22 protein-coding genes are annotated in these 19842 nt (G+C 42.2%); 1 reads left to right on the forward strand and 21 read right to left on the reverse strand.

All coding sequences use genetic code 11. From position 1 onward, the window contains the following. Both G610_RS0112845 and G610_RS0112850 read right to left on the reverse strand, forming a co-directional pair. Positions 1 to 217, reverse strand: a 217-nt coding sequence (locus tag G610_RS0112845) for a transposase (RefSeq protein WP_026525125.1), incomplete at its 3' end; no start/stop codon positions are given. Positions 218 to 643: 426 nt separating this feature from the next. Next, positions 644 to 1729, reverse strand: coding sequence for a GGDEF domain-containing protein (locus G610_RS0112850; RefSeq protein WP_026525126.1), 1086 nt, complete (start codon positions 1727 to 1729; stop codon positions 644 to 646). 211 nt (positions 1730 to 1940) lie between these two features. Between G610_RS0112850 and G610_RS0112855 the strand changes: the two genes are divergently transcribed. Beyond that, the gene (locus tag G610_RS0112855; protein WP_026525127.1) at positions 1941 to 2177 is read left to right on the forward strand and encodes a hypothetical protein; all 237 of its coding nucleotides are present in this window, start codon (positions 1941 to 1943) and stop codon (positions 2175 to 2177) included. Positions 2178 to 2262: 85 nt separating this feature from the next. Here G610_RS0112855 and G610_RS0112860 read toward each other — a convergent pair whose 3' ends face one another. The 19 genes from G610_RS0112860 to G610_RS0112955 all read right to left on the reverse strand — a co-directional run bounded on the left by G610_RS0112860 (position 2263) and on the right by G610_RS0112955 (position 19837). Next, positions 2263 to 2667 carry a DUF3237 family protein gene (locus tag G610_RS0112860; protein ID WP_242829651.1) on the reverse strand — a complete coding sequence of 135 codons (405 nt, stop codon included), beginning with the start codon at positions 2665 to 2667 and terminating at the stop codon, positions 2263 to 2265. Continuing rightward, positions 2664 to 3470, reverse strand: coding sequence for an alpha/beta hydrolase (locus G610_RS0112865; protein WP_026525129.1), 807 nt, complete (start codon positions 3468 to 3470; stop codon positions 2664 to 2666). The genes G610_RS0112860 and G610_RS0112865 overlap by 4 nt, the downstream gene beginning before the upstream one ends. Before the next feature lie 61 nt (positions 3471 to 3531). Beyond that, positions 3532 to 4401 carry a Nif3-like dinuclear metal center hexameric protein gene (locus G610_RS0112870; protein WP_026525130.1) on the reverse strand — a complete coding sequence of 290 codons (870 nt, stop codon included), beginning with the start codon at positions 4399 to 4401 and terminating at the stop codon, positions 3532 to 3534. 12 nt (positions 4402 to 4413) lie between these two features. After that, on the reverse strand, positions 4414 to 5463 hold the full coding sequence (locus G610_RS20860) for an alpha/beta hydrolase (RefSeq protein WP_051197991.1): 1050 nt from the start codon (positions 5461 to 5463) through the stop codon (positions 4414 to 4416). Between the two features lie 31 nt (positions 5464 to 5494). Next, complete coding sequence (locus tag G610_RS0112880; protein WP_026525131.1) at positions 5495 to 7222, reverse strand: MutS-related protein; 1728 nt, start codon at positions 7220 to 7222, stop codon at positions 5495 to 5497. Between the two features lie 52 nt (positions 7223 to 7274). Then, entirely contained in the window at positions 7275 to 7889 is a 615-nt protein-coding gene (locus G610_RS0112885; RefSeq protein ID WP_026525132.1) for a hypothetical protein, read from the reverse strand. A gap of 138 nt (positions 7890 to 8027) precedes the next feature. After that, positions 8028 to 8837, reverse strand: coding sequence for a PrsW family glutamic-type intramembrane protease (locus G610_RS0112890; protein ID WP_026525133.1), 810 nt, complete (start codon positions 8835 to 8837; stop codon positions 8028 to 8030). 57 nt (positions 8838 to 8894) lie between these two features. Continuing rightward, positions 8895 to 9617 carry an ABC transporter permease gene (locus G610_RS0112895; RefSeq protein ID WP_242829653.1) on the reverse strand — a complete coding sequence of 241 codons (723 nt, stop codon included), beginning with the start codon at positions 9615 to 9617 and terminating at the stop codon, positions 8895 to 8897. 20 nt (positions 9618 to 9637) lie between these two features. Further along, on the reverse strand, positions 9638 to 10369 hold the full coding sequence (locus G610_RS0112900; RefSeq protein WP_026525135.1) for an ABC transporter permease: 732 nt from the start codon (positions 10367 to 10369) through the stop codon (positions 9638 to 9640). After that, on the reverse strand, positions 10366 to 11211 hold the full coding sequence (locus tag G610_RS0112905; protein WP_026525136.1) for an ABC transporter ATP-binding protein: 846 nt from the start codon (positions 11209 to 11211) through the stop codon (positions 10366 to 10368). Before G610_RS0112905 ends, G610_RS0112900 begins: the two co-directional genes overlap by 4 nt. 26 nt (positions 11212 to 11237) lie before the next feature. After that, positions 11238 to 13403, reverse strand: coding sequence for a M13 family metallopeptidase (locus G610_RS0112910; protein WP_026525137.1), 2166 nt, complete (start codon positions 13401 to 13403; stop codon positions 11238 to 11240). A 142-nt stretch (positions 13404 to 13545) separates the two neighbouring features. After that, complete coding sequence (locus tag G610_RS0112920) at positions 13546 to 14415, reverse strand: CPBP family intramembrane glutamic endopeptidase (RefSeq protein WP_026525138.1); 870 nt, start codon at positions 14413 to 14415, stop codon at positions 13546 to 13548. A gap of 189 nt (positions 14416 to 14604) precedes the next feature. After that, positions 14605 to 15201 carry a hypothetical protein gene (locus tag G610_RS0112925; protein WP_026525139.1) on the reverse strand — a complete coding sequence of 199 codons (597 nt, stop codon included), beginning with the start codon at positions 15199 to 15201 and terminating at the stop codon, positions 14605 to 14607. 102 nt (positions 15202 to 15303) lie between these two features. Beyond that, the gene (locus G610_RS0112930; protein WP_026525140.1) at positions 15304 to 16068 is read right to left on the reverse strand and encodes a hypothetical protein; all 765 of its coding nucleotides are present in this window, start codon (positions 16066 to 16068) and stop codon (positions 15304 to 15306) included. Between the two features lie 111 nt (positions 16069 to 16179). Beyond that, positions 16180 to 16812, reverse strand: coding sequence for an alpha/beta hydrolase-fold protein (locus G610_RS0112935; RefSeq protein WP_026525141.1), 633 nt, complete (start codon positions 16810 to 16812; stop codon positions 16180 to 16182). Positions 16813 to 16872: 60 nt separating this feature from the next. After that, entirely contained in the window at positions 16873 to 17586 is a 714-nt protein-coding gene (locus tag G610_RS0112940) for an ABC transporter permease (RefSeq protein WP_035797553.1), read from the reverse strand. Further along, positions 17583 to 18263: a fluoroquinolone export ABC transporter permease subunit gene (locus tag G610_RS0112945; RefSeq protein ID WP_026525143.1), complete on the reverse strand. Its 681-nt coding sequence runs from the start codon at positions 18261 to 18263 to the stop codon at positions 17583 to 17585. The genes G610_RS0112940 and G610_RS0112945 overlap by 4 nt, the downstream gene beginning before the upstream one ends. Beyond that, a complete protein-coding gene (locus tag G610_RS0112950) occupies positions 18260 to 19105 on the reverse strand; it encodes an ABC transporter ATP-binding protein (protein ID WP_026525144.1) in 846 nt (281 codons plus the stop codon). Before G610_RS0112950 ends, G610_RS0112945 begins: the two co-directional genes overlap by 4 nt. Positions 19106 to 19246: 141 nt before the next feature. After that, positions 19247 to 19837 (reverse strand): TetR/AcrR family transcriptional regulator, encoded by a 591-nt coding sequence (locus G610_RS0112955; protein ID WP_026525145.1) that lies wholly within the window; start codon positions 19835 to 19837, stop codon positions 19247 to 19249. Positions 19838 to 19842 lie beyond the last annotated feature (5 nt).

The following is a 19842-nucleotide window of genomic DNA, read 5'->3' on the forward strand; positions in this document are numbered from 1 at the left end:
CTATACGCGTATTGAGTTTGCGTTCGCGGGAACCATTCCGGCTATCCATGCGTTCATCGCTGCGCTCGTAACGTTCAGCACCAAGCTGCTCAGTTGATTCAGCAACCAGGACAGCATTAAGGCTGTCAGTTAAAAGCTTACGAAATGCCTCATCATGGTCTGATGACAATAATTGTAGAATTTCATCCTGATTTAAAGTAATATTGAGTTGAGCCATTGTGTTCTACCTCCGGTATTATTTAGGGTTGTGGTGATTCTATTATACCTAAAGGTAAGAGCCTGTGGCTTTTATAATACAATATTCAATTTACACCATTATAAGGACGTTACTCTTCTCAAGCATCAATCTCGCCTCTCGCGCAGAGGAAATCCTATTTTTTCTCAAAATATATGCGCAAATGCCTCTCTGCCTGGTTTTCTCGCGCCTCCTGCGCAGAGGAATTTCAATTTTTGGCGATTTTCTATGCGCGGCAGCATCTTATACCGGCTTACATCCCTCTCATGGCGCTGTCATCAGCCTTTGCCGTTATCATCAACCCTTGCCGCTGTCATCAGCCTTTGCCGCTGTCATCAGCCTTTGCCGCTGCCATCAACCCTTGCCGCTGTCATCAGCCTTTGCCGCTGCCATCAACCCTTGGCGCTGTCATCTGCCCTGTTTTGAGATTTTTTTATGCTCATACATGAGCTTGTCTGCTTTTCCAACCACGTCGCCCACTGCATCTCCTCTTAGGCGCTCTGCGATACCATAGGCAAAATCGATCTTGAAATCGCCGTATTTTTCGTCGCATTTTCCCTTATGCAGTACGCTGTCGATGGTGTCATTCAGTACTGGCTTGGTGTATTTGGAAATAAGGATAAATTCATCACCGCCAATGCGATACAGCGTTCCCATTCCTTTAAATGCGTCTGCCAAAGTCCTGGCCGTCGAAAAAATATACTGATCACCCACCTGATGTCCCATGGTGTCGTTGAATTTTTTAAGGCCGTTAAGATCGATCAAAACAATTGTGTTGTAATTATCCTTGATATGGGATATGGCCCTTGCATACGCATTTCTGTTGGGTAGCTCCGTGATTACGTCAACCTTATTGAACAAAGCAGTCAGCGCCAGATACATGAGCAAATATGAAATTCCAAGGCTTAACCACAAGGTTTTCAGATCGTAATTGATCCAGGATGCCAAAAATCCGATAAACATTGTCACTGCCACAAATGTAGCCAGGAACACATCCTCATAATCAAAGAATCTGCTCCTTATCATGTCCCATAGCAAAATAACGAAAGCCCCGTAGCATATAACATGCATTCCAAGCCCCCAGGGAACATAATACATATATGAATCCTTATGGTAGAAAAAGATAGGCCTGAAAATATTGACTATATCTGCAACCGCCAGAAGTGCGATAAGGGCAAGTCCGAGATTATGCCTGACTGTCCTCTTCCGAAGTGTGAAAATTATGAAAAAAGGGCTTAGAGTTACCGGCACCATCAGATAAACTAAACAGGTTATGGCATTCAGGATAAAATCTGTGTGCTCCGATACCGGAAGAAAATAAATACCCACATACCAAAACATGTCCAATGCATACAAGATGGCCAGCGCAATACCCGTGGCTATTATACCTATCCTTATATCCTTGCGAAGGTAAGAATTGTTAAGGGTAAGTACAGAGACATATATGACAATTGTGATGCCGATAATATCGGAAAATTCAATCCATTCAACCATATGTCATCTCTCCGGCCGGGTAAACATACTAAATCTACTTTAATTATCCAACAAATATATAAAATGCCTATAAAATCGGGCTAAAGTTACACTTAAAAAAATACAGCCCGTAGGCTGCATTTTTTGCCCTGTTTATTCATAATTAAACAATTGCGAAATAACCAAAATGGTGTATTATATATATTCATGAATAACTAAAGGAGATAAGAAAATGCCAAATATAAATCCCATGGCTATCATGGAACTTCAGCAAAAATTCAACGTTTTCAAGCAGGAACACCCAAGAGTACTGCCCTTTTTCAACGCAGTAAAGGACAACACTCCGGAGGTGGGATCTGTTTTTGATATGAAGATCACTAACCCTGATGGCACAGAAATGCAGTGCAATATCAAGATCACCGAGAATGATATTGAGCTTTTCAGAGCTTTGATGAACATGAAGGGTTGAAAACGTTTAAAAGATAAAAGCAGCAGGCCCAAAGCCTGCTGCTTTTTTGCGAATTTTCTTAATGTTTTAGATTGAACAACGCTTGTTATTTTTGAAAAATATGGATCTTTACGCCACCCTCAATGCCTTCTACTGTGCCGAAAAGTTCAGCGGTTTCAAGAAAAGCAAGGGCCTTGCTGTCTGTGATGATCTTGGGAGTTGTTGTAATCTCGCCTTTATCATTAATTACGCCGTTGTTCTCAATAAAGATGTGGGCGGGATTGCCCTCTTTATCGGTTCCCTCCAAAATATATCTGGCAGAAAGCTGTGTTGGTGCGCCGCCAAGCTCCTTCTGTGTATCTACGCCGCCGGGAAGGATTTTCCCTTTGAAATTATCGCAATCCACAGTGCCGTCAAAAAGGATCATTCTGGCTGTATCGGTACTGCCCTTAACTTCGTTCACTTCTGTGATTCTGACATTCACTGTAAGTACTTCTGTAGCTGACATCATTTATCCACCTCACTAAGTACCCATTCAACACCGCTAAATATATATTTATTCCAGAATACCCAGTCATGGATTCCGGGGCCCTCTTCATACTTGAGGTTAGCACCGTTCTCCTCGAAGAATTTTCTCATGATCTGGTTGTTCTCATAGAGGAAATCCTCTGTTCCAACTGCCATGTAAACTGCGGGAGTTTCTTTTCCGCTCTCCTTAAGACGCGTGAAAAGCACCTCAGGATTGTTATCTGACTGCTCTACAGTTGCAAGGTCTCCGAAAACTTCATGATAGTACTCGTAGTTAGCCACATCGTTGGATTCGCCGGGCTTAATGTGAGCGATCTCGTGAATGATAAGAGCTGATGAAAGAGCCACGATTCCGCCAAAGGTCTCAGGGAATGCAAGACCTGTGTGAAGTGCACCAAAACCACCCATTGAAAGGCCACCGATGAGAGTATCCTCTCTCTTATCTGAAAGGCCAAAGAGCTTTCTTGTAAACTCAACAACTTCTTTTCCTGCAAAAGTGCAGTACTGACGACCTGTAGCCTTGCGATCAAGGTAGAAATCATTGCCTGTTGTGATCATGATAACAGCAAGATTGTATCTTGCTGAAATATCCTCAGCCACGCCGTTATACTCCCAATCACACTCATTTCCTGAATATCCGTGCAAAAGATAAAGAGTCTTCATTGGTCTCTTATAATGCGGATTGTCACCCATCATCATCTCCGGAAAATCTGTAGGAATCACGAATCTGATGTTAACCTGTCCCCCCTGTGCTGCTGAAAAAAATCTTAAACTTCCTGTTGCCATACTATACCTTCTCCTTCTATTTATTTTATATCTGCGAAAAGATTCGCAGGTATATCCCCATTTAATTAAGCTGATATTTCCACATGTCCCCGTTGGGAACATACTTTATCGGAACTTTTCCCTCTGTTATTTCTGTGAGCCAGTCTACAGCATACCTTGCCCCCAGCTGCTCCCAGTTATAATGGCCGATATTGAAGCATGCCATATTTTTCCCAAAAGAAATCGCATCCCTAATATATGAAAGCAGGTTCCACTCAATGATCTCACCGGGAATAATGGCGTCAATATGCTCTTTTTCTATGGCTCTGATAATCTCTGTTGAATAATCCGTGTAATAGCCATCCTTTTCACTGGAAGGTATAAATGCCTCCGGATAAATATGTCCCACGATAGCTATTCTCTTGATCTTATCATCAGGTCTTCCGATGTATCTTGTGCCGTTCATCTCGTTTTTCTCGATAAACTCTCGGTTTATCTCCTCAACGGTTTTGACCTCAGGGAACTCGATGAGATATCCGAAAGGCACCTTGTCGTGAGTCCCCACAAGATAGTCCTCCCAGCCCATATATTTCAGCACACCTGTGAAAATGCTGTCGGGCGTGTGGGCATGCATGTGGTCGTGGTCCCTGTAGATAACTATACCATTATCCTCTATGAGCTTCTTCTTTTTTTCATATATTTCGCAGTCAAAATCTGCCTTCCACTCCGAATAATCCGGGGTCAGATAATATGTGGGCTCATGGATGTATAGAAAATTGTAGCCAAGCTCTATAGTTTTCCTGATAACCTCAATATTGGGCACCAGCGCTGAAACAACGCCGGTGCACTCTACGTCAGGATCTCCGCACTTCACCCCATCACATCCGGCATAATCAGGGCCCAAATCCGGATGATACTTATTCACAGCATCTATTATTTCTGTTATCTTCATAATTTTCCTTTGTTAATTGTTTTCCATGAAGCTTATCATGTCTTCCATCCAGTTTGCAGCAGATGTTCCTACGCCTGTAGCACAGCCGTGGCCACCTGTGGGATAGGATTTATGACAAGAAACTACGCCGGCTTTCTGCAAAGATTCGTACATTCTTGATGCATTGCTGGGAGGCACAAGATCATCATCATCGCAGGCCCATACGAAGGTCTTTGGATAATCCTTGGTCACATGGAGCTCAATTGACATCTTATCGCGAAGGCTCTCATCACCGCCTGTAAGATTGGTGAAGCTGTCCTCATGCTGCTCGGAAACGAAGCTTATAACGGGATAACATAAAACCACCTTATCGGGCTTCGCTGAAAAGCCTTTAAGATCACTTAACAGCTCGCTGTGATCCCTAGCCAGCTCTTCTTCCAGTGTTTTCTCTATTTCATCATAATAGGCTGCCTGTGATGCTACCAGGTGTCCGCCTGCAGAATATCCTACAACCATGAGATCATCCTGAAGGTCATACTCTGAGGCAAATTTTCTCATGCGCTTTATGGCAAGAGACAGATCAAGCTGCGGCACAGGATAGTGATTTGGAGCACAGCGATAATTCATAACAACCACCGCATAGCCGGCTTTTTCCAGTGCCCTTGCAGTATCCAGGCCTTCATTGGAAATCGCCACGTTGGAGTATGCTCCTCCGGGAACTACCAGTGCCATTTTTCTGCCTGCCTTAAAGGAATCATTGAATTTAAGAAGACCTAAATGCATTTTTTCTCCGTCAGTTACAGGGAAGAACCCTTCCGGCGTCTCCTTCGACCAAAGCTGCATGAAGGTATAAGCATCGGAATCGATGAGCTCGTGAATCTGATTGGCGATAGCTGCAACCCCTTCGCTAAAATAGGGCACTCCCCAGGGCAGCATCACCTTCTCTTTTACCTCTTCCAGAGTAGCATCCCGCAAATCCTCCGGAACCAGCTCAATGAATTCCATTGGCATCATATATTCAAAATGAGCCTTTACTACTTCATCCTTGAAGATTTCATTTATAGAATTTTTTATAGTGTACATTTGCTATTTCCTCCCTTTTATAGTGTGCTTATCAATCCTCGTTTTCAGACTTTTCTTCAAAATCTTCATCGTTCAGCAAATCGTAGGTAACACCGTATTTTTCTGCAATATCCGCAGCAAAGGACAGTCCTACCGGTGGTGCAAGACTGACTTTATAGGAGCGCACACCCTGCTCTGAATGAACGATAAGCGAAGCAGCCTTGAATCGGTCGCTTTCTTTGTTGAGTTCATCCACGTCGTATGCCAGCTTGTGCATATGGGTGTTGTATATGGTCCTGCATCCCTTACCAAGCAAGGCTCTTGTGCAGTCCCTTGCTATGTAGTAGCCCTCTTCAAAGGATGTGGTTGAGAAGGTTTCATTTAGCAGAATCAGGCTGTTTTCCGATGCATCGGTATAAATGGAGCGGAATCTCTTACACTCTTCGCCAAGTCTTCCAAGATCCAAAGTTTTGTCCTCATCCGCAGGGAAATGTGTGTAGATGGCATCCACGGGACGATATTCAAAGCTTGTTCCTGTTACATAGATTCCCCCCTGGGCCATGAAGAAAAGCTGTCCAATAGCCTGAGTAATTGTGGTCTTACCGCCTCTGTTGGCACCTGTCAGCAGATAAATGCAGTGTTCATCGCTAAAATCAAGGTCATTTCTTATAATATCTTCAATTTTCTCGATGTCCGAATCAAGAAGCTTCATATTGTAGACGCCAATAGAATTCATGGAAACGTCTGCATTTTCATCCATTATCACTTCCGGTTTGCAGAAGAAAAAGCCCTTATCCATGAGCTTTTCAATATATTCTGCCCATCTGATATAGTAGATAAATTCAGGCATCAGATCTGTGATGTCTGTAATTGTGAGCATGGTATATTTTCCGAGAACATCCCTTAAATGCCTTGCTGTGTTACTAAGCATCCTCTCGGTGATCTCGTCCATGTATTTAGTGATGCCCCTTGTGGTCTCATCTGCTTCAGAGACATATTTGAGACTCATGAAGGCCATGGGGCTAAATGCCGGTATTACAAAGGAGCCATCCATGGCATTCGGATTTTTAGCGGTGAATTCGTCGAATTTGTAATCACCCTTCCATTCATTGCCGTTCTGGATGTTATCTTTTCCGGAAACCCTGTCTATAAAATGACTTACAATATGAGACTTGGTAAAATGCTTGTTATTTATGGAAACAACGCCGATTCCGCAGGCTTCAAAGCGCTCGTTTAGGTTGATTCCTACTGTAACACTCTTAAGATTCTGCGTGTCCGCACGAAGAGCTTTTATATCCTTTTTAAGGCCGTCATAGCCGTTATCCGTGTAGAGTGCATGAACAAAATCACGAAGCTTCAAAAGACCCTCGGATTTGATGTCTGCGTTTTTTAGGCACACATACATTGAATCGATGCACTGAATATAGTCGTTAAGCTCCTCCAATCTGTGCACCAGGTCCCACACACCGGGCTCATGATCGTGGTCGTGCTTGTGACTTCCATACTCTCTAAGGAAATTTATTCTGTCAAAGAGTGTCACGATTTTATCGCGCATCTCCTTGTTTTTCATGATGTCATCGAATATCTCGCCTCTGTATCTGGCATTTTCAGGTGAATCCGTCATCATTTTCATGACGTTGTAGATGTAGGTCTGCTCATTTTTCTGAATTGTGAGCTTTGTAACGATGTTGTCCATGCCAATGTCATGGAGTGTTGTTTCACTTAATGTTTTAAAGTTGAGTTTCTGATTCGGAAACAAAAGACTAAGTTTTTCTGCCATTATTAATTCCCCGTAATATTATTTTTGTTTGTAATCGGCAAAGTTTTGACGCTTACTGTATATCCTCCAAAAGAACGCCGTCTCCGGCTATGGGCGTAACGCTTATACCCTCTCCTAAGTCATCATTCATCCACCCTTTGGGAATTACTGCAAAGGGTACGATCATGGGCCTTGCACCCTTTTCCAGATCATTAACCGAGGTGGTTTCCCCAGATAATTCCAGGGTAGTCTGGATCGCTGCAACGCTCTCAAAGTCCCATATCTTTACGATGAGCTGCTTTAAATCCTCCATAATCGCAGGTTTATAGGAAAATTTGCCATCCTTTAGCTGTATCAGCTCATCCTCGGGAACGATTATTATGAAATTAAATTCATCATCCTCTGTTACGTTCAGAATGAACATCCTGACTTCTGATAATCCGTGGTAATCAAAGCACACCTGCCTGAAATCATGGGAATAATGCTCATCTACTCCGATTGAAAAGTCCTCAAGGAGCTTTTCTTCATTCCATGAGATAATCTCCTCAAGAGTTTCATCCATGAATTCCATGTATCCCCCTGCAAATCTCAGGCCCTCTTCCTGCAAAAGTCCGATAAAATCTGCATAAATACCTTCATATATATCTTTTTTCCTGATACTTATATCTATTGAAAAATAAGCCGGCATCTCTCGCCACCTCCCAAAATTCCGTAGATAGCACTATTATATCAAGAAAAATGGAGATTTATGGAAAATAAATGGGATTTCGCACGCGAAATCCCAGTTGGTCATGTTTTTATGCAACTAAAAGATATCAGGATATTTTTAAGCATTGGTATTCTCCTGATCTGTACTGTTTGCAGCCATGAAGGAAAGTGCTACAAGATTTGCTGCATTTTTCTTAAGTCGTCTGAATATGTAGAACTGGAAAAAGAATATCGGAACTACTATGATCACTACCATGCCAGCACCAATATATACAGTTCTTTGTATTTCCTCTGTTATAGTCTCTACATTATCCCCGGCATGTATGAGCATGTTTGCTGCAAAAAAATCAAAAACAGTATGCCAAAACACAGGGACAAAATATGCAAGGAGGTATTCTTTTACTACAGACCCTCTGCCTGTTACTTTGTTATATCTGGCAAGTCCAAGATGTCTTCCCATGGCAAGCCCCAGCATCATATGCACTGTTATACCCGGCAACCTCATCAAAAGAACAGGAAGACTGCTACTATATACAAAGTCTTCTATAAGAATAAACCCGAATCCGACAGCACCTGCTATCAGCATATATTCATATACATTTCTAATTTTTTTCCTATAGATGCATAATACAATAAGCGTAATGATCAATTTTGCAAGTTCTTCATTCAGCGCTGCAGAAAAAAGCGCATGATTGAAACTGGCAAGTAATAGAGATCCATCTGTAGGTACAAACCCGGTTACAGCCTTGAATGCAAGACCGATTATCAGGAAAAAGACAAATGAAAGCGGCACCGATAAAAGTCCGAGTATTACCGGCAGCAAAGCTTGTCCTCTTGAAATTCTGTAATCTCCTTCCCAGGCTATCATATTCTTATAAAGAATCCCCACAATAATCAAACTTAGAACAAAACTGATAATCGATGTCATATTTTACCTCCTCATATTTTCATAATTATCCTCAAGATATCGCATATTTAAACTATTTCAGAAATCCAGTTCTTTTTTTCTAAAGAGCAAATATGCCAAAATAATGGAAATAGCACAGATCTTTGCAACATGCCAAAGAAGTGTAATAATTGCCGTGCCACCGGTAAGCAGCAAATCTACTTTTGCACATTCGAGGGCCTGTGAAAAAAAATGCCTGTCTATATGCCAATGATTGATCACAGGAATGACATTCAGCCCTCTCAGCAGTGTATCTCCAGCAAAAAGGAGGAATGCATCCACGAGTGTTGCATAGGCAACGTTCTTGCTCCAGAAAAGAATGATCATGGATATTGTTGCATAGCCCAGAACAATAAAAGCATTGGTTAGTATCGTGCTATATAAAAAGCTGCTTTCTGCTCCGTTCATCTTCGCTCCCATAATCAGACCTGTAATGGTGATAAAAAGTGTATAGATTCCATATGAAATAAAGGTTACGATTACGCAATTAATGAACTTGGCGATCAGGAGTCTCCTTCTTGAAATCCCTCTTCCAATAAGGCACTGCATCGAATTTGACGTGAACTCATCGGCATATACACTCACGTATATGGCTATTCCTATAAACAGGTTCATTGTGTTTATAGCTGTTCCCTGACTGGAAGCAAATGAAAATCCACTCATCCCGCCGCTACCTTTTGATTGAATAGTCCAAAAGAGTGAAATAAGGAGGCAAATTCCAAGTACAATCCAATATGACGTTTTTCTCAGGATTCTTTTCACATCTGCAAAAATTAGATTTTTCAAAAGTCAAACTCCTTTCTCCGGAAAAAATAAGTCGTAATCGCCAGTGCTGCAAAAAGATAACAGACAGCTGGCAGAAGCTGCCAGGGAGCCGCTCCCACTTCTATTCCGGTATATGCCCAATCCAGCAACCCGTCAAAGGTATAATCATATAATGAAAGAGAAGAAAAAAATTCTACTATGTTAAACACCAGTTTAAATATGGCCGTAAACGCGATACATGCGATAATACCAAGAACTGTAGAACCGGAAATGTACATGATCATGGCGGAAAAAACAATGTAGCCAAAATGTCTAAGCCACCTCAGGATGATATATATAATAAGATTCACCTGTTGCTGCGGGCTTAATACGATTGCCGATTCTGTATTTATTACAATAAGAGCCGCTACAATTATGACCAGATAAAGGCAAAGAAGTAAAATGGCAGCATCAAGAAGCTTGGCGATTATGAGCTTGTCCCTGGTAATACCATGACCAAGCACAGTCTGCATCGATTTTGAAGACAACTCATGTGCAAAAACAGCATAGAACGTGGGAAAGACTATGAAAAGAGCTATAGGTGCCCCGCTAAGTGATTTCTGCACACCATTTATCAGTCCGATTGAACCATCATTTACAACACCTTCAAGAACTGTATATGAGATGTAGATCAGCGCAAGCAAAAGACCAAAGTAAATAAGGCCAACCCGAAAGATACGTTTCAAATCTGCTCTTAACAAATCTCTCATTCTGCTGATCCTCCAATGAGTTCAAAGTAATAGTCTTCCAGAGTAACTTTCTCTTTTCCTTCCTTTAGGACATCAATACCATTTTCCGCAAGAATACTTTTGGCTCTTTCCAGATTACCGGCAGAAACTGTCAGTTCTACTTCAGGGCGCTTTGCAGAAAGGTCATCCTGTGTGATTTCTTTTGCTATAACTCCATTGTGTACTATGCCGAAGCGATCTGCGGTATTTTCCAGCTCCCCAAGAATATGGCTCGACACTATGACAGTCATACCAAACTCATCCCTGAATCGCCGTATCATGTGGCGGATATCAGCTATACCCTGAGGATCAAGACCGTTGGTCGGCTCGTCAAGTATGAGAATATCAGGATTGCCAAGGATTGCATTGCCTATTCCAAGACGCTGTTTCATTCCAAGGGAATACCCCTTGGCTTTCTGATTTTCTTTACCATCGACGAGACCCACAACCTTCAGAACACGATCCACCTCCTGCTTCAGCGCTTTTCCCCTGATACCCTTTGCAGCTGCATAGTATTCAAGATTTGCTCTCCCGGAAAGATATCCATAGAAATTGGAGCCTACGAAAAATCCAACCTTTGACCTGTTTTCAAACAGCTCTTTTCGATTCTGCGAGCCGTCTATAGAAACACTGCCGGAAGTGTATTCCGACAATCCAAGAATCATCTTGAATATCGTGGTTTTTCCTGCACCGTTTTTGCCCACGAGACCATAGATGTCGCCTTTATTAACCTGCATAGTGACGCCTTTTAGTACGTCATGCTTGCCATAGCTCTTGATTATGTTATCAAGCCTTATTGCTGCATTTGAAATCTCTGATCCCATAATTAGACTCCTTCCTGAATAAGACATCACCAGACATTGACTCTTCTATCCGGGCTTAAGTACATTCCATCTCCCGGCTTAATATCATAGGTTTCGATGAATTCATCATATTGCTGAAGCATAATGTTTATTCTGTAGAATGGAAGGGGATGTATGTCACTTTTCATTGTTCCAAGCTCGTTTTCCTTAGTTGTCTGCTGCGCATATTGCCTTGCAAAAGCTCTGAAAAACTCGTCATAATCAAAATCAGGCCATTCCCTTGCCACATATAGAACTGACTTGATGCCTCCCATATCAGCTATGGCTTCATCTTTTATAATGCTTCCATTCACTTTCTGTTGCCCGGGAATAGGTCTTGCCAGTGAGAAATAACCAGCAAGCATTGATCCCTTTTCATCCATCTTTGACCTGTCCTCTACAGCCATCCAGTCAATGGCAGTTATATTTTCATCAAACTGCCGCCCATACAGATCAAACTTTGTTCCATTAGAATCAAAGCCATGAGTTATCTCATGACCAATAGTAGTTCCTACGATTCCCGCAAACTGCTCAATTGATGAATCCTCTCCGAATGCAGCATCGCACATAGCTAAATACCCCGCCATTATATAGATGCCGTTTTCGGTTGTATAATACACACAGTTAACCTCTGTAGTAGTTCTATCTGCGTCATAAATATCCCACTTGAATCTGTCCCAATCCGGACTCTTACTTATAGCTGCCCTGTGAGCTTCCACTACACGCCTGCCTTCAGCAGCAGCCTCAACAAGGTTGCCTCCTTCTTCGTAGGATTTTATTTCTGCCAGGGAATAGTCCGCAACATTATCAGGCTTTATGAGATGCAGCGCCATATTTTGCAATTTTTCTTTTGCAGCAGTTTTTGTATCATCTGACATCCAGTCTTCTTCATCAAGTATTTGCAAATAAGCCTTTATCAGTGCATCAGTAAATTCTTTTACCTGATCTGTTTTTTCGCTGCCCTTAAAATATTTTTCCAGGTATAAAGTATCCAATAATGGAAGAAAGCCGCAGATTTTCATATCATTTCTAAAGAGAACGCTAAGCTGCCCATCTGATAATCCCTCATGGTTGCCGGCGCTTGGCATATAAAGCATGGCCATCTTTTCATATGATTCGCGGTCATAAAGATACTTGGTCGAATCAATGGTATGGACTATAAGAAATGACTTGATATCCTTAAGATTCTTTTCGGTATAAATACCGGACAGAGACTTAAGATATGTATAATCCACATAAAAACTATCGCATCCCGAATAGCCTCTGCTATCCAGTATCTGTAAGAGCGGATAGTCCCCCTGCAGGGCACCTATCCCCTCTCTGTTATTTTGTGCCTGTGTAAACATTTCTCTTATGCCGAAGTTATCTATATTACTACTTCTTGCGATAAAAGTTTCTATTCTGTAATTGCCTTTTAAGGTATCTTTGATCTCTTTTTCAGAAAAACCAAGTCTTCCAAGATAATATCCAATTACATCATCGCATCTTTCCTTTGCTGATAATGTGCTACTTGTATATTGCACATATGAAGAGGCAGATCCGAGGGAAAGATTTGGAGCCTTAAGATTTAATGTACTCTTGTCCGGGAACTGCAATTGTACTCCTACGGATTCCGGTATTAGTAACCCAAGGCCAAAGGGGTTTCTCGTGGTGCTTCCCTGATATTCTGTAAGGTCACTTATAGAAGATATGCTCTGTATGTCTGAAATGTATTTTTTTAGTGGTTCTACACCAAGCTTATTTCTCTCATTCCAATCAGAGTGCAGCTTTATCAGGGTTTTGTATTTTAAAGCATTGTCGTCTGTCATAGTATCGTCAGAGGCAATTGCCATACATCTTTCATATACCAGCTTGGATGCATCAAGGACTATACTGGCCTCTTCATAAGCAGGATCCATAACCGCAGACAAAATATAGTCTTTATTCGCAGCCGCAGCAAAGTCGTCCTGAAGACGTATGTTATCTTCCTGCTTGACCATGCCGGAAACGTCAGAATCAACCCATTTTCCTCCTCCGGGCACTCCGGAAAGATCTGAATTTTCTACTTCCTGAGAAGATATGTCAGAGCCTGCCTTGCTTTCTTTGTTTCCACATCCGGCAGACATTATAGCCAAAGCAGTCAAAAGTATCACTGAAGTAGTTTTTCTGAATACATTCCATCTTTTGCCTATCATTAGCTGTCCTTCTCCTTTTTGAGTTTAATGTTACTTATAGCTTCATCCATGATGGCCGGGACATCTGCCCCCACAATATCAAGACCGATTGCCTTAATTATTTCCACATTTTTAATCCCATAAAAAATCTGGGCAAGTGCTTTTATTGCTCCTTTATCTTACCACCAAGGAAAACTATCACTACGATAAATACCCCCTGAACAAGGGCGTCAAATACAAGGTCTGATATATTTAGATTGGTTGAAACTGTCTGTATCCCGAAACCATTTATGATATATAAGGTTACATTGTTCAGAATATGATAAGCACAGGATGCCTCAAGGCCCCCGCTGATATATACCATAACTCCCATGAGAATTCCGGATATGAGTACAGATAGTTTTCCGGTGATATTATATGGATGGATTACGGCAAAGGGGACCGCCTGAAGAACGATCGAAACGATCGTAATTCTTGTCCACCCGCCAAATGTCTGCATCAGAAGCCCTCGAAAAATATGTTCCTCCGCGCTGCATTGACAGAATCCCAGCACCACGCAAATGATAAAGCCGGCTACGGTAAAATGAATCTCCCCTGTAGCTTCACCTTTGATGAAAGAAGAGATTATCAGAGGCAGAGCGACAACGATCAATCCCATCACAAAATATATCAGGAAATGCCGCATTCTCCATTTACCGGTGACGGACTGATATGAGCCAAACGGTCTGTAACCCACGACTAAAGTGGCAAAAAAGAGTGCAGGTAATGAAACAGCAATACTTCCAATGTTCATGATGGCACCGACAGGTGAATACATATCTACGGTGTCATACCCACCGCTATTTCCGGAAAGTATTTCTCCCAGACTTATTCCTGACAACTGTCCCGCCAGTAAAGCCATCAATAACACAATTCCTAACAGCACTGCATAAAATACTATGGTAAGCAGAATGACCTGAAGCGGTTTGAACCATCTATATCCTTCATATTCTCTGCCAAATAGCACAAAATTTGGGTCTTCGTCTCTCTTCATACACACGCATTTCCTTTATCTGTTAAATGCATAACTAATGGAGACTTCAGTCTACTATATTTTCATTGTATTAGATATCGACTGATCAAGTCTACTTTGCAAGATGAATTTAGACTTATTTCAGAAAATCTTTATATTGAATAAAAAAGAAAGCCCCAAATAAACTTAGGGCTTTCCCGTCAGACTTTCTCATCTTGTCATTGTAATATCGTCAGCGATATGATCCTGATCATCTATCCAGATGATTGAGCTGTCATCCACGATCTGAATACTTCCGGTTCCGTCGGTGTAAGCAGTTATATCTGAATCGATCTCACCATTCTCCTGAAGTGTGTAGTCATGTTTCTCGCAGTCGCTGTAGGTAATCGTTTTTGTGGCTTCATCATAATCGCCGTGCATTACCCACTCGCTGTGCTCTGATGCGCTGCTTCCCCACCAAACCTCGATGAGATATCCATCACTGCCTTTACCGGTTATGCTAAGATTGCCGCGACCTGCGTAATACTGTCCTTCAAATGGCACTCTCTTTTCCTGAATATCATCATCCTCAAATGTAGATGAAAGCGGCTCTTCCTCAGGCTCGATCACCTCTGTTGCAGCTGTTTCTTCTGAGGTTGCATCTTCAGCTACATCAGCGTTTTCTGCAGATGTCTCCTCTTCAATGATCTCTTTTTGCTCACGTTCAATTGCAGCCTCCGGCTCTGCGGTGCTCTCTGCTGCTCCGCATGCTGCAAGCTGCAATGCAAGTGAAGCGAAAACAATAGTAGCTACTATTTTATTTCTCATAAACTAACTCCCCTCCTCATAACAGTTTACTTTGAAACTATATCAAGGCGAGTCCAACAGATGTCCAACACAAAACGCTACTATTTTTTGTTTATTAAAATACTATAATTCGTAACCCTTGGATTTGAGTACTGTGCATCTGTCTGTAAAAATCTCATTACAGATGCGAAGTTCCAATTCCTGTCTGTGCTGCAAATGCTTGATAAGTTCTTCTTCTCCGCTTACGCCATGCTTTTTTGCATAGGGGCAATCATTAAAATATCCCATCATCAACGGGAACCAGAGCTCATTCCCCTTGTCATCCGACCTTTCTTTTCTGATAACATCGATATTTGCCTTTACATCGTCTGTTTTCAGATAGTAGATGTGGTAATCTTTTCCATCAAGGGCTTCTCTTACTTCCTTATAAAAGTCCACAATCTCATCATCTGTCATCACACGGAAAAGGATCATATCCTCAACTGTGTTCTGTAAAAGTGAACACTCAAAAATGGATTTATCTCCGGTCCAGCTGCGATATCTGCCAAGTACTATCTCCTTGAACTCAGCTAAATCCCTTCGTCCGTTGTAAATCTCATACTGCTCAAGATCCTTATGAAAACCGGGAACATCAGTGAGTATCTGCGTGTAGCACACTACCATCTCCCCATTTTCTTCAAAGCTCTTGGGCTCGATCATGGATTTGATCTCACTGTATTTTTCCAGAATTTCACTGTACTTCTCTTTACTTATATAAGCGCACCATGCCAGCTCAACAGGAGAATAATCCCCTTCTCGCACTGCCTTAAAGTCCGGGTGCTTTTCAGAAAGCTTCCCTACTAATGTGCTCTTTCCGCTTCCCTGTAATCCTTCAACAAAATAGTTCATTATTTCTCCTCTTTTTTATTGGCTTCCTGCCATCCATCAAAAGGCTATTACCCCTTAAATTTGCCTCTGTAACTGTGTCTTAAGTGAATTGCATATAATATTTCCATATTCTTACACCTCCTGTCCCAAATTCCATGCAAAACCTTTGGCGCTTCTTAAATCCGGATCTCTGAAATGATTACCCTCATTCCATTCGAGAGTGCAGTTTACTTTCTTTTCATTGAGAAAAGCCTGTGCCTCGCGGATTCTGTCTCCGACTGTAGCCATCACAGGATTCCTTGCCTTCTCCTCCTTGTTGCCAAGACTCAGGTAGACATTCTTACACTTAATCTCCTGCTCTTTCATATAATCATCAAATCCGGGAAACCACATGGAAGGCGAAACAGCCGCAACGCCTTTGAAAAGGTCTGTTTGATATACAGCCCAAAGCGCAAAAAGCCCCGCCAAAGAATAGCCACCTATGTAGTAGCTCTTTGATTCATCCTTGCAATAATCCAGAATCTCTGCCAGGGTATCCTCTGCACCTTCGCCAAAATCCTCGTTTCCGAAAACAGCCGGGGCTTTCCATGGAGATAGGTCGCTATTCCAGTTATCTACCTGAAAAGCGACCAGTAAGAAATCTTCCCCCGTCTTCTCTTTGATCATTGCAATTTCGTTTTCTATCACCTCAAGGTCATGGCCATCTACAGGCTGCACAAGTACCTTAGAAGCTGACTTATCCCCAAATTCATAGACTTTTTTCAAAGGAACTCCCCTCCCGTAAACTATGATAGTTATCTAAAAAGCGTCTACTCCATTATATCCCTATCTTATCTTTACCTCCAGTTTTCTCTTTAAAACTAAAATCCACACGCCGGAGACCATTGCCGCAACCGGCAGAAAAAATGGCTGCTTCTCCGTAACCTGTGCGCCTGTCCAAAAGGATGGCATGAAGGCCAACAGGTAACCGTAGGTTTTTGGCATAACATATGGAACTACGGCTCCAAGCATAAGTAGTGATGAAATCTTAGTAAGGGCCATCCCCTCCAGTTTATTGGAAGAAAGCGTCACTACCAGCATGGATATTATGATCGCCTGTAACGTTCCCCCAAGCGCCATTGAAAACATCTCAAATACAGACAGTTTTGATATGCAAAAAATCGGCAAAACCGCCATGGTTACCACAAATGAAGCTGCCGCAGGGATCACTATTCGGGAGACAAAATAACCGCTTCGCCCAAGCTCCGTCACGAAAAGATACCTGTCTATGTGATCGTCGTGCTCCTCCAGCATTACCATTGCCGCGATAAAGCAAAACATTACAGGTGTTATTGCAGCATAGAAAATGTCAAAAAGGCTGTAATAGGGCTGAAGAACCGCATTTGTGCCAATAGCGTTCGTAAGTAACTTTTCTATATAGGGAATCCCCAGGCGGATGACCACGCCAATCAAAAATGGCAAAATTCCCGCAGCAAGAAGCATCATGTCCTCTCGCACGAATCCTAACATGTGAAAAAAACTAATCTTTACAGCTCTCATATCTTCACCCCACCCTGCTCCTGCCACATTTTCTCTACGCAGCGGCAGGCTGCATAAGCCAGAAATCCAATCAATATAAGTGTTAAAAGAATCCCTATTACAGAAATCCCGCTACCAGCCACCATTTCCATGCAGGCACTTGCAGGATAAATCCTTCCCCAGACTCCGGACACCCCAAACAGGTGCAAAATAGCCGGAACAAAGCCAAATATCTCCACAGGAATAGTAAGCAGCAGAAACTGGTTAAGGCTGGAGGTTTTGGTTGCAACAATCACGCCAAACAGCGTAAAAACCGATCCTGCCAAAAAGGTGCCAAAAAGCGCCAGCCCAAGGGATTTTGTGCCTGAAACTATAGATAAAACCGCTGCTACCACCAGAGCAATGGCATTTAATGACAGCACCTTTGAACTGACATATTCAAAGGCCTTAATGGGTGTTATGGCCATAAATGATGTCACGCGCTGGCTTTTTTCAAGAAGTACGATGGCTCCCATGAAAAACAGTCCCATAGCCGCAGGATCAGAAAAGATCAGCATTGCTGCGACCTTACTTTTTACTGAAGAAGGCAGAGCAAAAAGTACCGCCATATAAAAAATCGTAAGAAATCCATATAGCAGGTAAAAGCCGTACCTTGCCTGAAATCTCATATCCCAGGCGAGAAGATTTCTAAATCTCATACAAGAGTCCTCCCTGTTATTTCAATGAAAATGTCGTTTAATGTAGGCTCGCTGCTGTGTATGGACTGCAAGCGGTTTTCTGCTATAAGCTGTCTTAGCTTTTCATCTCCAGATACCGCATCTAACTCGCAAGTCGCCGTCTGCTCACTGCCATCAATCCATGAATATGTGATTTTCGCAGCTCCCTTGGACATTATCAGATTGTGAGGAGTATCCAGCGCATATATCTGACCACCCACGATAAAGGCAACTCTGTCACAAAGCTCAGTGGCATCCTGCATGTTGTGAGTAGTAAGAAGTATAGTTTTGCCTCTCTTCTTCTCTTCCAGTACCATATCCTTCATAAGTCTGCTGTTGGTGGGATCAAGGCCACTTGTGGGCTCATCCAGGAAAAGCAGCTCCGGATCATGTATCAGAGCCTTTATGAAGTTCAGTCGGCTTTTCATGCCCTTTGAATAATCTGAAACCCTCTTATCGGCGTCGTTCTCAAGTCCCACAGATGCAAGAAGGTCATCAATATTGCGGACTTTCCTCTTATACAGGGATGAGAAAAATCCGAGATTTTCTCTGGCAGAGAGCTTTTCATACATGGTTGAATACTCAAAATCAACGCCTATTGACTGATAGAAATCAGAATTATGCTTCTTACACTCAGCTCCTCCCACCGTGGCAGAGCCCTCATAACCGGGAAGCATACCCAGAAGGATTTTCTGCAGAGTACTTTTTCCGGCACCGGAAGGCCCAAGAAATCCGAAGATTTCCCCCTTTTCCACGTTGAAATTCATATTTTGAATAAAAGGTTTTCCTGTGTAACTAAAAGTAAGATCTTTTACCTGTATCATGGTCATCTCCTCATATCTTTTTGACTACTTTCGAATAAATAGTCAATAAATATTTTTATTTAAAGCCCGACGAGTCGCCGGACCTTATTGTTTTATGGTTAGCCAATTCTGATAGCCTGACCCTATCCTCTTCTTGAGCTATCACATTATCTGCTTCACTACTCCGTAAATCAGCATCCTCAAGGCTTCATCATAACTTTCTTCTCCAATATCCGCCTTATGCAAAGTAGCGAAATATATTGCATGAAAAGCTGCACTTATGGCCTTAACGTCCACCTTCTTTTTCATAGGGAACATGGCAAGCATCTTCTCGATAGTGCCTGTATCCTCCTGAAGATGTGCTTCAACCACTTCTCTTGGAAGCTTTCGCACAAGAAGCTCCACCTCGTCAGTGTTAAGAAGCCTTAAAATGGGCATCTCCTCTGTCTTTTTAAAAAAATCAAAGATCAGATCAGTAAAAGTATCAGCCGACATATCCTTTACAGAAATCTTCGAAAGCGCCTGTGCCAAACCATTATTTATGGCATCGTGCTGCTCCTGAATCACCTCGAACAGGAGGATCTCTTTTGATTTATAAAAAAGATAAAAGGTACCCTTGGGAATGTTAACCCTTTTTACAAGCTCATCAACCGTAGTGCGTCGAACTCCGTACTGGGCGAGGCACTTTGCTGCTTCTTCCTTCAGGCGCCTTATGATATATTCTCTTTCCTCATCCGAATAACACTTAGGCAATTTCT

Source organism: Butyrivibrio sp. MB2005, assembly GCF_000424285.1.
Lineage (GTDB): Bacteria > Bacillota > Clostridia > Lachnospirales > Lachnospiraceae > Butyrivibrio.